The following is a 13,508-nucleotide window of genomic DNA, read 5'->3' as shown; positions in this document are numbered from 1 at the left end:
TTCATCGCGGTAACACAGGAAAACGCGCACAATGGAAAATGTCTTTGCCGATGCGCTGGTCCCCCAGGTTGACGACCCGCAATTTGCCGATCTGATTGCGACCTTTACCGTCCCTGCCCGCGTGCCGTTAACGCCCGAAATTGAAATGTACCTGGCAACCCATATCACCCCGCTGTGGCAAGCGACCGAGGATATTTTGGGCGTGCTGGACATTCCCCCGCCCTATTGGGCCTTTGCCTGGCCCGGTGGGCAGGCGATTACCCGATACATACTGGATAATCCCGACCTGGTACGGGGCAAACGGGTGCTGGATTTTGCCTGTGGTGGTGGCATGCAGGCCATTGCGTGCGTCATGATGGGCGCTGCCGACGTGGTTGCCAACGATATTGACCCGGTTGCCATTACCGCCACCCGGTTAAATGCCGCGCGCAATAATGTCGATTTTGTCACCCTGACCGACAATCTGGTGGGCACAAGCAGCCCTGAAAAACGCTGGGATGTGATTTTTGCCGGGGATGTTTGTTATCAGCAGGATATGGCCGATGCGGTGTTGCAATGGCTGATGGCCGAGGCCCTTTTGGGCACCCGGGTTATTCTGGCCGATCCGGGCCGCACCTATGCCCCGACACGCAATATCGACGAACTTGAAACCTATGACGTGCCGGTTGATGTCGCGGTAGAGGATACCGACACAAAATTCACCCGTGTGTGGCAATTATTACCTGATCGTACCCGCTAGATTTCCCATAAAAAATCCCCGATCACCACACGGACAATCGGGGATTTTTATACTGCGCCAACCGCTATTTATTCCGGTAACGGCTTGCCTTTGGTTTCAGGCAGGAACCACGGCACAATCAGGCCAATGACGTAAACACTGCCCATGATCAAGGCCGCATGGGAAAGACCGCCCATGGTGGATACCATCACGCCTGCAATAATCGGGAATATCCAGGCGACCAGCCGGGCCGCGTTGAAAATAAAGCCTGCTGCCGTGGCACGTACCACCGAGCTAAACAGTTCGACCAGATAAATCGCCATCCAGCTAAAGGCAAAACCAAGGGTGAAAACGCCGTTGAAAAACGCAATCACCATAAAGGTTTCAAGGTCGCCCTGCCATGTATAGGTCAGAATGGAAAAACCCAGCGATCCGGCAAAAGTTAAAAACAGGTACAAACGTCGCCCCAAAGCATCGGCAACAAAACCCGACGCGACATAGGCACAAATAGCACCAATATTGTATATCAACGACATGCGCGGCGCCCACACCCCGGCCGGTTCGCCGTGCAAATGGGCCAGTTGTTCGGTATAGCCCGGCATCCAGCTTGAAACAGCCCACCAGCCAACTGTCGTTACAAATGACAGGATCGTGGTTAAAATCACCAGGCGGCGACTTTCGGCATTGCGGAAAATTTCGGCCAGGGTAAACGGCCGTGCCCCCTTGCCTTCCTTTTCGGCCTGGCGCTGCGCCTTGACCGCACTGGCCCATTTTTCAGACTCATCAAGCGCGCGACGTAAATACAGCACGCAAAAAGCCGGCAATGCGCCAACGGCAAAAATCAGACGCCAGCTTTCAGCACCCAACGGCTGATAATGCGACAGAAAATACCAGACCACTGCGGCAAGCAACGCACCGCCCCCAAAACCTGACTGCAAAAACCCGCAGCCCTTCGGGCGGGCTTTATCCGGCCATGTTTCCGAAACCAGGGCAATGCCCGTGCTCCATTCGCTGCCAATTGCAAGCCCGGTGACAAACCGCAACAATGCAAGGGTGGCGAAACTGGTGCTAAAGGCCGTCAGGCCGGTAAACAGCGCATAAAAGAAAATCGAAAACATCATCATACGCTTGCGACCGATATAATCGCTTAACACACCGCCAATCAGGCCGCCAATGCCCCAGCCCAACAGGGTAATGCCAATCGCCAGACCGGCATAAAAAGATGGTGTTTGGGCCTGTTCCGGGGTCAGCAGGCTTTTCATGGCAAACGGCAATGACAGCACAAGGGCAAAGGCCTCGAAACCATCAAAAATCCAGCCAAGATAACTGCCCCACAGGGTCCGCCAGTGCTGTTTGGTCAGGCCGCGATACCAGGGCGAATTTACCCCTGAAGCATCCGGCGTTTGACCCTCTCTTTCCTGAAAATTCATCATCCTCCCTTTCATTCTCGCATTTGCGATTTTGTAAATTTGCGCCTTGCATGCACTATTTCTCTTAATATTACTGACCTTGATAGGTTATATTTCGGGCTGTACAAATGAAATTTCGTAACGCTAAATATGACAAATTTTCATACTTATGCCTGTCACTACAGCGAGGTTGCGCATGGTTAGCCGCTTGCCATCAATTGCCTGCCTGCGTGCCGCCGAAGCCGTTGCCCGACATCGCAGCTTCAGCCGGGCCGCGATTGAGCTGAACCTTACACAGACGGCAATCAGCCACCAGATCCGCAAACTTGAAGAACTGCTGGGCACCGGGCTTTTTTTAAGGACCGGCCGCATCATTAGCCTCACGCCACAGGGCGAGGATTATCTGGCCGATATTCGCCCGTTGGTGGTGGGCATTTCCCATGCCACCGACCGCCTTGCCAGCGGCAAGCGCGACAATGTTCTTCGGATCGGGGCGCCTGGCACCTTTTTGCTTAAATGCCTGGCCCCGCGCATTGGCGAATTTATTGCCCTGCATCCCGATATTGATGTTCGGATGCTCACCCTTGACCCCTACCGGGTTAGCGACCGCGATGGCACCGGGGATTTCAAGGATCTAAGCCTGATTGTCCGCTATGGGCTGGGAACATTTCCCGGCCATGACGCCTATAAAATCAGTACTGAACGGATTTTTCCGGTTTGCAGCCCGGCCCTGATTGGCAACAGGCAGCCACCGCTTGACCCGGCTGAACTTTCACGCCATCGGGTCATTCGCACCACAACCCCGTTATTACTGCGCGATGACTGGCCCTTGTGGCTGGAAACAGCAGGTGTGCCCGGCCTTGGCTTTGACAACGAAATTACCTGCGATTTATTGTATTCCTGCTTTGAGCTTGCCATTCACGGCGTTGGCATGGTGATGGGCCGCACCCCATTGATCGACGCAGACATCGCCGCTGGTCGCCTGATCGCGCCGTTTTCACAAAGTTTGCTATCTGCATCGGGGTATTTTCTAACCGCCCCCTATGGCAGCCGCGCCAACGAGCCGGTACGCCTGTTTCGCGACTGGTTTATGGGAACTTTTGCCAGCGAAGACCCTTATTTCAACAGCTCCGCCACCCCGGTCAGCTCCGATACCTCTGACGATGGGTTACGTTGAAACACCGAACAGGTCAGGGCGTGCGCAAACCATTTTGGGCAAAGCGAAATTCCGGGTCTTCGATCAGGCGGATGATAAAATCGGGATGCGGCACATGCCCGGCGCGCCTGGCAACATATTGCAACATTTGCCACTGGTTGCGCGCCGGGAAACGCCGGTTTTGTGCTGCAATGTCGGCAATGGCAAACACATCGCCCGGTGAAAATTCCCACCCGTACCGCGCCACATAGGCACCAACGCGTGAAACAGCCTGCCCGCAATCAAGGGTAAGGCCCGCCGCCGGGATTTGCACATAGTCGTAATGTTTTCCCAGCGATTCAGTGGCGTGCATATGCGAAAGCTGGTCCGGGTTCAGCCAGTTAATTGCCACACGGACTGTTGCCCCCGCGCACGGCGTTATGGTGGCAGGCACCGCGCCATAGCCGGTTAAATGGGCGCAATACACAATGTCGTGGTCGTGCATCCAGCCCTGCGTTACCGGTATATCGCCCCCGTCAAAGGGTTTGGCATATTTGCGCGCCAATTGCAGCGGCGACCGGTTGGATCCGGCGGCCAAAACCGGCACCCGGCCATATAACAGTTTTTCAATGTCAGCGCCTGCATCGGCATCGGCATCGGCATCGGCATCGGCATCGGCATCGGCATCGGCGGCAAACCGGGTTACGGTGCCAGCGCGCAAGATAAAATCATAATCCGGGGCAGCATAAGGATATAAAAGCGCGCGCAGGAGGTCCTGCGCGCGCGGATGCTGTTCGACCTGCAAACGCAAATCGGCGTCCGCAATCAGGCCGATGTCAGAACGGGAAAACATCGACGGGATCAATCAGTTTTCGACGACCCGGTAACGGCAATTGCAGTTATCAACATTCTGCCATGCCAGCTTTGACCATTCCTTTTCGGCCTGCTCGAAGCTGGCGAAGGGGCCATGGCGTTCTTCCGAACCTCCAACCGGCTTTTCAAATTCGGTGTCTTCATATTCGCCGCCAACAACCCAGTATTCGTCCAGGCGTTCAATGCGGTAACGTGAATTGGCATCGTCGACCGACTGCCAGGCCAGTTTTGACCATTCTTTTTCGGCGTCTTCAAAGGTGCCGAACGGGCCTACTTTGGTTTCTTCGCCAACGGGCGCTTCAAAACCGGTATCCTGATAGGTGCCCCCGATAACCCAGTAATTGGCCATCTGTGCGTCCCTCGTTTTCTTGGTGAAGTGGAAATGCCGCATCTGTGGGCAATGCGACCGATTCTGCCCACTGTATATCCAATCGACATAAGAACCAAAACCGACAATTTCAATAATATTGCCATGCAACGGACGCATGACCGTCGTTTAATTGCCAGTTTTGGCGGCAAACCTGCTTTTCACGGCGCATTTGGGCAACCGCCCGCGCCCAAACTTGTTTCAAAACAGAACAAGGAGAACAACAATGCGAGCAAGCAAGATTAAAAACATCAGTATGGCCGGCATGATTTCACTGGGCGCGGCTTTGGCCCTGTCTGCCTGTGGATCCACCACCACCGTTAACAGCACCGATATCGATGTTGATAGCAACGACATGACCGAAGCGGGTACCGTATTGGTTAATCAGGGTTATCAGCCCTTAACCGGAACGTCGCTGGTTTCTGCGATTACCAATCATACATTTTCGTACCGCGATGGCGACAAGGACGCCAATGTCAATGTGACCTATTTTGAAAATGGTGTCGCCTCCATGACCTGGTCTGACGATGACGGCGACCGCGGGATGAAAAAACGCCTGTGGACGGTCGAACAAAGCAAATATCTGTGCCTGTGGGATAGCAGCGAGGAAGACGAGTGCGCCACGATATTCACCAAAGCAGGCCAGATCGCCACAATCGATAATGATGGTGAAATTCACTATATGACACAATCATAACAGCGTTGGGCCGTTCCACGGCCATTTCAACATGATGCGTCCCGTGCAAACCTTGTGTTTGCACGGGTTTTTGTCTTTAATTTTCTAATCCCGGCCCGATCTTAGCGGTATTTGCCGTCACCGGGTGTCGCCCTCGGCGCGCCACATACTGGACAAGTCCCCCATGGCGTATTACCACCTGTGACCATGTTTTAAATGCGGTCAGCCACATCTGCCCGCCCCACAAGATTGCGGTGCCATGCCCTATCAGTCTTTGCGCGACTTCATTGACGACCTGGAAAAAAAAGGCCAGCTGATACGTGTTAGCGAGCCGGTTTCACCCCATCTGGAGATGACCGAAATTCAAACCCGTTTGCTGGCCGAAGGCGGCCCGGCGGTGATATTTGAAAATGTCGTCGGCGAAGATGGCCATAAATATGACATGCCGGTTCTGGTAAACCTGTTTGGCACCGTTGAACGTGTTGCCGCCGGAATGAACCGCAAGCCCGAAGAACTGCGCGAAGTGGGCGAAACACTGGCCTTTTTAAAACAGCCCGAACCCCCGGGAAGTTTGCGCGAAGCCTTTTCAATGTTGCCGCTGGCCAAAACCGTGATGGCGATGAAGCCCAAAACGGTATCGAAGGCCCCCTGTCAGGAAATTGTGCTGACCGGCGATGACATCGACCTTGGCAAACTGCCCATTCAGGGCTGCTGGCCCGGCGAACCTGCCCCGCTGATCACGTGGCCGCTGGTGGTGACCCAAGGCCCGTCTGTGGGCGAAAAAGGTGGCGACAAACGCGATGTGTTCAATCTGGGCATTTATCGCATGCAGGTGCTGGGCAAGGACAAGGCGATTATGCGCTGGCTCAAGCATCGTGGCGGGGCACAGCACCATGCCCGCTGGAAAAACACCAAACGCGATCCACTGCCATGCGCTGTTGTGCTGGGCGCTGACCCTGGCACCATTCTGGCCGCAGTTACCCCCGTGCCCGATACCTTATCGGAATATCAGTTTGCCGGGCTTTTGCGCGGGGAAAAGGTAGAACTGGTTGATTGCAAAACCATCCCGCTTAAGGTGCCCGCCACCGCCGAGATTGTGCTGGAAGGCCATGTATCCCTTGATGAATATGCGCCCGAAGGCCCCTATGGCGACCATACCGGTTATTATAATTCGGTCGAAAACTTCCCGGTTTTCACCATTACCGCCATCACCATGCGCAAAAAGCCGATCTATCTTTCAACCTTCACCGGCCGCCCGCCAGATGAACCATCGGTGCTGGGCGAAGCATTAAACGACGTTTTTGTGCCGTTGTTACAACAGCAGTTCACCGAAATCGTCGATTTCTGGCTGCCACCCGAAGGGTGCAGCTATCGCATTGCCGTTGTTTCAATGAAAAAGGCCTATCCCGGCCATGCCAAGCGCGTAATGATGGGGGTGTGGTCGTTCCTGCGGCAATTTATGTACACCAAATTCGTGATTGTGGTGGATGACGACATTAATGTCCGCGACTGGAAAGATGTGATGTGGGCCATTTCCACCCGCATGGACCCGGTGCGCGATATCACCACCATCACCGACACCCCGATTGATTATCTGGATTTCGCATCACCCGAAAGCGGGCTGGGCGGCAAACTGGGCATGGATGCCACCAACAAAATGTCCCCGGAAACCCACCGCGAATGGGGCGAAAAACTATATATGCCCGATGACATCATCGACCGCGTTGATGAAAAATGGGAACGCTATGGATTACCCGGCAGCGGCAGCAAAATCTGGAAGTAAGATCACAGAATCACTCAAAAGAAACAGTAGAGCGGCGATATTCAAATAGGTCTTCAAAACCATCGATGAATTGCCGTTCGACTGTCTCATTGCGATACCCATATGCCTCGTCAAAATTAGACGAATAAATAGTATGCAAAGTGCTAGCGTCTTTTTTCTGTGACTTGCTACAAACTTCCCAGTTCGACACACTGATATAGCATCGGTGACGACCATCTATGACTTGGGAAAGATGTCGCCTCTTCGCGTCAACCGCCCCGTCATTGCTCATGCGGTCGTGCGTTGGATTAAGAATAATATCAACATCATCAAAAAGATTTCCCGTGGCCGAATGCAATGCCACAACATTCTCTCGTCCATGGAAAGCATTAATTTCACCACATGACAAAACTGAACAAGAGAATTTCCGATCACCATTAGGCAGCTCAAAACGGCGATTTTCCAAATTTTTTATAAAATCCTCCTCACCAAACTTATAATTATCCCTTGTTGAGATAAATTGTTGTGCCAATTTCTCAAAAGAACCATCAGGGAAGATAACATATATGTAATCTAAACCTGGATACTTCTCAGATTCTCCTTTTTTGTCTTTCTTGCCTTTTTTAGAATTACCGACCGTCGTGACAATATACGTTGATCGATTATCGAGTTCTTTTCTACGTTCACAAAATTCGATTAATTTTGCCTCTGTAGAAAAATAATCACTTGCACAAACGATCAGATCTGGTGCGTCTGGCGACTCAACAATAAGGCAAAGAAATTCTTTTCGTGCATTATGCTCCGCCTGATTTATACCGTTACACCGCTTCATGGAAATAGTGGCAACCCGCAACATCCTGCACCCCACGCTTCACTCAAAAGTAGAAATTCGGTCAGAATACACCGTTTCATTTTCAGTTACGATAAAACACCCAATGATCACCGTTTTCATCGGCTTTTTTATTCCAGTAAAATTGCGGGGCATCACAAATAAAATCCTCAACCCGGACAGCAGTGGTGCATAAATTGGCATTGCCCACAACATCACGCACATAATCAGGTTCAACCTGTTGCCAGCTCATGGGGGGCGGGGCGGTATCATCGGCCACACACAAGGCAAACTGTTTATCTTGTGCAAAGGGAATCAGCTTCATTTCCGAGCTTAGCTTTCCGCCATCGCGCGTCACAAATAACACATCAAAAAACGGCCCTTCGGGATTATCGCGGTCAACCCAGCCGGCAATGCGGTCAATTTGGCCATCACAGGTAAAATCCCCGACCAGAATTTGATGCATGTTGCGGGCGGCATATTGACCGGCCTGCATACGCATCTCGCGATACAGGTCATTGTCGGTTACCGGGCCTGCCTGGTCATCGTGGTTTGTCTGATTATCCGCAGGTGCGCTAATGGCGGCATTTGCCGTTCCCTGCGCGATACTTTTTGTATCCGTTGCCGTCGACATCTTACCAGATGACGCCGTTTCCCCCGCAATCCCCGGTTTGTTCACGACCTGCCCGGGTTGAGCGTTTCCCGCAGTTCCTGCAGTTCCCGCCTGAGCCTGGGAAATCTGGGTGGCAGCAACAAGACCGGTCAGGCCATAAAGAATATAACAGGTGGCAAGTTTCGGCATTGTTGTCTCCGTCAGGCGTGCCCGGTTTTGAAAATATACTGCCAATCACGTCAGACGCATTTAAAGGCAGGCGCGTAAATGTTCGCGCCACTATCGCAGGGCAAGATTAAAATTTACAGATGCGCTAAAGTTACAGAATAAAATTATTCAGAACATGACCAATTTTGATTATGACCTGCCACGGTTACATCCAGTCATCACGCATTTCAGCAGTAATAAACACATAGGCCCGTTCATGCGGCCCTGCATCACGCGGCTCTGATCCATGCAGGGCATGGATGCTATTGGGGAAAATAACCAATTGGTTGGCCCGGTAGGGCACATTAACCCGGCATTCCACGGCATTTTCGTCTATCTCGAAGGTTGTGCCGGCATTATCCGTCGGACCGTTTTTCCAGGCAAACAAATCCAACCCGCCGCCTTTTGTGTCATCAACCGCATCGCGAAAATACAACAATGCCGAAAACAGCCGGTTTGGTGCATCAAGATGGGCGCGGCGATGGCTGCCATATACTTTGCCGGGGCTGATCAGTTCCAGCCGCGCATCACACAAAACATCGTAATGCTCAAAATCGTCTGCCTCCATCAGGCCAAACCGGGCATCAGCAGGCGATAATTGCGGCTGGTTTTCGGGCCATGAATTGCCAAACAGGGTGCGAATGGCAAAATAAATATCCGCCTGAACATGTCGGGCGGTAAAGGCACGCCAACAGGACGGATAAAATTCCAGATCGCGAAACATACGGGCCGATATGGGCATTCGCACATTACCTTTGCGGCTGGCCCCGGCTTGCTGGTCCATCATGGTTGGGCGACTGGCCTGCAACGCATCGAACAGGGCCGGATCAAGGGCATTATCAATCACCATATGCGGAAACGGTGCCTGGCGAATTTCGGCCCGGCCGGCATTTTCCAGAATGGTGCCCTTCATAACAATCCCCTCATTTGTCGCAGCAAGTTCAAACTATAGGCGAAATTTTCCCCAAAACCATCAAATTGGGCTGTTCCCCTTTGCGCATTGGCACTTGGCTACCTATAACGGTGATAAGACACTTTGTGTGAAAAGGAATATCAATGCCCAAAACTGAAATGACGCTTGATCGCATCAATGACCTGTTGGCCCGTGCGAAAAAGGCCGGCGCAGATGACGCGGATGCCGTTTATGTCGAAGGCACATCGCTTTCGGTGGCTCAACGGTTGGGCAAACTGGAAAAACTGGAACGCTCCGAAGGGGCCGATCTGGGGTTGCGGGTGCTGATTGGCAAGAAACAGGCGGTTGTTTCATCGTCAGACACCAGCGACAGCGCCCTTGACGAACTGGTCGAACGCTGTGTTGCCATGGCAAAAAATGCTCTGGACGACCCGTTTTGCGGCATTGCCGACCCGTCAGAACTGGCCGAAACATTTGATATTGACGGGTTGGAGTTGTGCGAACCGGGCGAAGTAGACCAGGATAAACTGATATCCTGGGCGGCAGCGTGTGAAGAAGCCGCGCGCTCGGTCGATGGCATTACCAATTCCGAAGGGGCGGATGCCGGATGGGGCCGCCACCAGATTACACTGGCCGCCACCAATGGCTTTGCCAACAGCTATGCCGGCAGCGGCAGCCACATTTCGGTATCCGTGCTGGCCGGGACCGGCACGGCAATGGAACGCGATTATGATTATGACAGTGCGGTTTTTTCAACCGACCTTCGCGACCCTGCCGATATTGGCCGCATGGCCGCCGAAAAAACCCTGCGTCGCCTCAACCCGCGCAAAATCAAAAGCATGCAGGTGCCGATCATTATGGACCCGCGGGTTTCCGCCTCCATCGTTGGGCATCTCGCCGGTGCCATTAACGGGTCGGGCATTGCACGCGGCACCAGTTTCCTGATCAGCATGATGGACAAGGAAATTTTCGGCCCCAACATCACCATTGTTGATGACCCCCATCGTAAACGCGGCCTTCGTTCCAAACCGTTTGATGCCGAAGGGGTTGCCAATATGAAGCGCAATCTGGTTGAAAACGGGGTTTTGAAAACCTGGATCATGGATTTGCGGTCTGCCCGCCAGCTGGGCCTGAAATCAACCGGTAACGCATCACGCGGGGCAGGCAGCCTGCCCGGCCCGTCGACCACCAACCTTTACATGGAACCGGGCACCATCAGCCCGGCCGACATGATCAAGGATGTGAAACAGGGCTTGTATGTGACCGAAATGATCGGCAGCAGTGTGAATGGCGTTACGGGCGACTATTCACGCGGCGCGTCGGGCTACTGGATTGAAAATGGCGAACTGGCCTATCCGGTTTCGGAAATTACCGTGGCGGGAAATTTAAAGGAAATGTTCAAATCCGTTACGCCAGCCAGTGATTTGACCTTTAAATATGGCACCAACGCCCCAACCCTGCGCATTGATGGCCTGACAATCGCCGGGCAATAACATCCCTGTGCCGTATTGGGGCAACACGGGTCCACAGGGCCGCTCATCGGCCCGGACCAAACGGTTGCGGCCTTGATGGTGCAAGCCACGATGCCTGATTTAAAAACAATCTCCCCGCATCACTGAAGGATGCGGGGAGATGATCAAGCGTCGTTTCAACGAAACACCCGAAAGCTAACGTTGCTCGCCAATCCCGAACACCACCACGGAACGGCATTTTATTGCCCCGAAATAAACCTATGCCGCGCGAATGGTTGTCATGAACTGTTCGGTTGCCCCGCGTAATTCGGTGAAGTTTTCCGACAGCATACTGGCCGCGCCCAAAACCTGCTGTGCAGCCGCCCCGGTTTCACTGACAGCTTCGCTAACCCCGGTAATATTGGCACTGACAATAGAGGTGCCCGATGCTGCCTGTTCAACATTGTGGGCAATTTCCCTGGTTGCCACACTTTGTTCCTCGATCGCGGATGCAATCGCCGCTGCTATACCGTCCATATCATGAATGGTTTTGCCAATATCCTCGACATCGGTCGCCGCACGCCGGGTTCGGGCCTGAACATTTTCCAGCTGATTACCAATATCGCCAATGGCTTTGGCGGTTTGTTCGGCCAGGTTTTTCACCTCGGTTGCAACAACGGCAAACCCGCGCCCGGCATCCCCCGCCCGTGCGGCTTCAATGGTGGCATTCAGGGCCAGTAAGTTGGTTTGTTCAGCAATATCGGAAATAATTTTCAAAACCTGATCAGTGCTTTGGGTTGCATCCATCAATTCGCGCATCGAGCCATAGGTTGATTGCGCCTGATCCACCGCCTTGCGCATCATATCGGTCGATAGCGTAACCTGCCGGTTAATTTCGCCAATCGCCATATTAAGCTGCTCGGTTGCGGCAGCCACCGAATTGACATTGCTGCTGGCTTCCTCGGTTGCCGAGGCAACCGCTGTCGTCCGGTGGGATGCACCTTCAGCAAGAGAGGACATTGAATTGGCGGTGGCCTGCAATTCTACCGATGCGGCGGCCACTGCCTCGACAATTTTGCCAACACTGGATTGAAAATCATCGGCAGTACGATGCATCAACTCACGGCGTTGTTCCGCCATGCGCGTTTCCTGCAACTTTGCCTCTGCTTCCAGTTCGTGATTGCGAATGGCACCTTCCTTGAACACCTGAACCGCATTGCACATTTCCCCGATTTCATCCGACCGGTTGCGGGCCGGCACCTCGACGGCAAGGTCATTATCAGACAATCGATGCATCACCCCGGCAATGCCCATAATTGGTTGTGAAATGCGGGTTCCCAAAATAATTGCAATCGTGAACCCTAAAATCACACCAATCAGCGAGGCCGCAACAATTTCCTTTTCGGCCAAAGAAATACCAGCTGTCATCGACTGGCGGATTGCCTCTTCGCCAGCAGTCAGATGGCTCAAAAGGCTTTCGGCATTTTCAACAATTGCCTGGGTGGCCTTTGCCATATCATTATTAACAAGCAATGCAATTTGCACCTCGTCATGGCGCACGGCTTCAAATACATTGCGGTAATCGCCCAACAGGCTGGTAGCACTTGCCACCACCTTGTCTTGCCCGATGACACCTGCCGATTTTCCAAGAACATCAAACGATTTTTCAAGTTTGGCAAATTCGGCGGCGGCCTGTTCTCCAAAACTGTCATCCTGGCGACCAATAAGGATATTGGCATATAGCCTGGCCAGTAACGCATGTTCCCGCGCCGCTACTGCTTCGGTAATCGTGGCAGTGTCCCCGCTGGCTATTGCTGCGGCAATAATCTGGCCAAGCTCGGCAACAATTTTTTCACCGTCCGGTTCCATTTTATCCAGGATCAGGCCGTGATATTCATCGCTTAGCGCTCTGGCACGGGAAAAATCGCTGATATAAGACGCCAGATCAGCTTCCATCTGAGCGATACGGGCAAGATCTTCAGGATCGGTCAGGCGGGACCGGGCCTGCTCCAGCATTGGTAAAATTCCGTCGGCCAGTTGAAAAACAGCCTCGGCATCAGCATTATTCGCGGTATTGGCAAATTCCCGTGCATGCAGCCCCAAACGGATAAATCGCGATTCAATGCGCGCGGTTAAGCTCGCCTGATCAACCTTCTCTGAAAACTCTCCGACGCCATGCGACACAACAACAAAGCTGGCATAGGAATAAACCAGCGCAGCAAGCAAAACCAGTAACACAACAGAAAACCCGAGAACGATTTTCGTTCTGATTCTTAGATGCGCAAACATATAAGGCTTTCCCCCGAAAACTTACCGCGAATGCGGCCCAACGAGCCCGTCGCCGCTTCGCCAATACGGCGTTTTTGTATGAACAATTGCCATCAAAGGTTATATTTGACGTCGCTAACCTATATTTCAATACATGCCGGTTGGCGCATAAGGATAGGAAACGGACCTATCCAGGAGGATGGATCGCATAAAAAAATCCAGCTGCTTTCGCAGCTGGATCAAGGTTCAGGAGACAAAATCGGAAATAGATATTTAACCCGGGTTCA

Annotated in this window: 12 protein-coding genes; 5 read left to right on the top strand and 7 right to left on the bottom strand. The window is 52.9% G+C overall.

Going from position 1 to position 13,508, the window contains the following annotated elements; translation table 11 throughout:
- The first annotated feature begins 31 nt into the window (after window positions 1-31).
- Window positions 32-739 (top strand): methyltransferase, encoded by a 708-nt coding sequence (locus THS27_RS15845; RefSeq protein ID WP_085592559.1) that lies wholly within the window; start codon window positions 32-34, stop codon window positions 737-739.
- A 68-nt stretch (window positions 740-807) separates the two neighbouring features.
- On the opposite strand, the gene THS27_RS15840 is transcribed toward THS27_RS15845, so the two are convergent.
- Window positions 808-2,151 carry an MFS transporter gene (locus tag THS27_RS15840; RefSeq protein ID WP_246832981.1) on the bottom strand — a complete coding sequence of 448 codons (1,344 nt, stop codon included), beginning with the start codon at window positions 2,149-2,151 and terminating at the stop codon, window positions 808-810.
- A gap of 172 nt (window positions 2,152-2,323) precedes the next feature.
- Here THS27_RS15840 and THS27_RS15835 point away from each other — a divergent pair, with 172 nt between their 5' ends.
- Window positions 2,324-3,304: a LysR substrate-binding domain-containing protein gene (locus THS27_RS15835; protein ID WP_168184916.1), complete on the top strand. Its 981-nt coding sequence runs from the start codon at window positions 2,324-2,326 to the stop codon at window positions 3,302-3,304.
- Between the two features lie 13 nt (window positions 3,305-3,317).
- On the opposite strand, the gene THS27_RS15830 is transcribed toward THS27_RS15835, so the two are convergent.
- Together THS27_RS15830 and THS27_RS15825 are read right to left on the bottom strand one after the other, a co-directional pair.
- Window positions 3,318-4,115 carry a hypothetical protein gene (locus tag THS27_RS15830; protein ID WP_085592553.1) on the bottom strand — a complete coding sequence of 266 codons (798 nt, stop codon included), beginning with the start codon at window positions 4,113-4,115 and terminating at the stop codon, window positions 3,318-3,320.
- 12 nt (window positions 4,116-4,127) lie between these two features.
- Entirely contained in the window at window positions 4,128-4,484 is a 357-nt protein-coding gene (locus THS27_RS15825) for a hypothetical protein (protein WP_085592551.1), read from the bottom strand.
- Window positions 4,485-4,728: 244 nt separating this feature from the next.
- Here THS27_RS15825 and THS27_RS15815 point away from each other — a divergent pair, with 244 nt between their 5' ends.
- Together THS27_RS15815 and THS27_RS15810 are read left to right on the top strand one after the other, a co-directional pair.
- Window positions 4,729-5,199, top strand: coding sequence for a hypothetical protein (locus tag THS27_RS15815; RefSeq protein WP_085592547.1), 471 nt, complete (start codon window positions 4,729-4,731; stop codon window positions 5,197-5,199).
- 238 nt (window positions 5,200-5,437) lie between these two features.
- Entirely contained in the window at window positions 5,438-6,961 is a 1,524-nt protein-coding gene (locus THS27_RS15810; RefSeq protein WP_085592545.1) for a UbiD family decarboxylase, read from the top strand.
- Window positions 6,962-6,971: 10 nt separating this feature from the next.
- Here the strand turns inward: THS27_RS15810 and THS27_RS15805 are convergent, their stop codons facing one another.
- The 3 genes from THS27_RS15805 to THS27_RS15795 all read right to left on the bottom strand — a co-directional run bounded on the left by THS27_RS15805 (window position 6,972) and on the right by THS27_RS15795 (window position 9,502).
- On the bottom strand, window positions 6,972-7,796 hold the full coding sequence (locus THS27_RS15805; RefSeq protein ID WP_139835606.1) for a hypothetical protein: 825 nt from the start codon (window positions 7,794-7,796) through the stop codon (window positions 6,972-6,974).
- Between the two features lie 58 nt (window positions 7,797-7,854).
- On the bottom strand, window positions 7,855-8,571 hold the full coding sequence (locus THS27_RS15800) for a hypothetical protein (RefSeq protein WP_139835605.1): 717 nt from the start codon (window positions 8,569-8,571) through the stop codon (window positions 7,855-7,857).
- 184 nt (window positions 8,572-8,755) lie between these two features.
- On the bottom strand, window positions 8,756-9,502 hold the full coding sequence (locus THS27_RS15795) for a 2OG-Fe(II) oxygenase (RefSeq protein ID WP_085592541.1): 747 nt from the start codon (window positions 9,500-9,502) through the stop codon (window positions 8,756-8,758).
- 143 nt (window positions 9,503-9,645) lie between these two features.
- Here THS27_RS15795 and THS27_RS15790 point away from each other — a divergent pair, with 143 nt between their 5' ends.
- Window positions 9,646-10,995 (top strand): TldD/PmbA family protein, encoded by a 1,350-nt coding sequence (locus tag THS27_RS15790; RefSeq protein WP_085592539.1) that lies wholly within the window; start codon window positions 9,646-9,648, stop codon window positions 10,993-10,995.
- 237 nt (window positions 10,996-11,232) lie between these two features.
- On the opposite strand, the gene THS27_RS15785 is transcribed toward THS27_RS15790, so the two are convergent.
- A complete protein-coding gene (locus THS27_RS15785) occupies window positions 11,233-13,191 on the bottom strand; it encodes a methyl-accepting chemotaxis protein (protein ID WP_168184915.1) in 1,959 nt (652 codons plus the stop codon).
- Between the last annotated feature and the right edge of the window lie 317 nt (window positions 13,192-13,508).

It is taken from the genome of Thalassospira sp. MCCC 1A01428, from assembly GCF_002115825.1.
GTDB lineage: Bacteria > Pseudomonadota > Alphaproteobacteria > Rhodospirillales > Thalassospiraceae > Thalassospira.
The sequence above is the reverse complement of the archived record's forward strand: the minus strand, read 5'-3'. Positions and strand labels throughout refer to the sequence as shown.

Coding starts and splice junctions, on each gene's coding strand:
- THS27_RS15845 (WP_085592559.1), top strand. CDS start 32: ATGGAAAATGTCTTTGCCGATGCGCTGGTCCCCCAGGTTGACGACCCG.
- THS27_RS15840 (WP_246832981.1), bottom strand. CDS start 2,151: ATGATGAATTTTCAGGAAAGAGAGGGTCAAACGCCGGATGCTTCAGGG.
- THS27_RS15835 (WP_168184916.1), top strand. CDS start 2,324: ATGGTTAGCCGCTTGCCATCAATTGCCTGCCTGCGTGCCGCCGAAGCC.
- THS27_RS15830 (WP_085592553.1), bottom strand. CDS start 4,115: ATGTTTTCCCGTTCTGACATCGGCCTGATTGCGGACGCCGATTTGCGT.
- THS27_RS15825 (WP_085592551.1), bottom strand. CDS start 4,484: ATGGCCAATTACTGGGTTATCGGGGGCACCTATCAGGATACCGGTTTT.
- THS27_RS15815 (WP_085592547.1), top strand. CDS start 4,729: ATGCGAGCAAGCAAGATTAAAAACATCAGTATGGCCGGCATGATTTCA.
- THS27_RS15810 (WP_085592545.1), top strand. CDS start 5,438: ATGCCCTATCAGTCTTTGCGCGACTTCATTGACGACCTGGAAAAAAAA.
- THS27_RS15805 (WP_139835606.1), bottom strand. CDS start 7,796: ATGTTGCGGGTTGCCACTATTTCCATGAAGCGGTGTAACGGTATAAAT.
- THS27_RS15800 (WP_139835605.1), bottom strand. CDS start 8,571: ATGCCGAAACTTGCCACCTGTTATATTCTTTATGGCCTGACCGGTCTT.
- THS27_RS15795 (WP_085592541.1), bottom strand. CDS start 9,502: ATGAAGGGCACCATTCTGGAAAATGCCGGCCGGGCCGAAATTCGCCAG.
- THS27_RS15790 (WP_085592539.1), top strand. CDS start 9,646: ATGCCCAAAACTGAAATGACGCTTGATCGCATCAATGACCTGTTGGCC.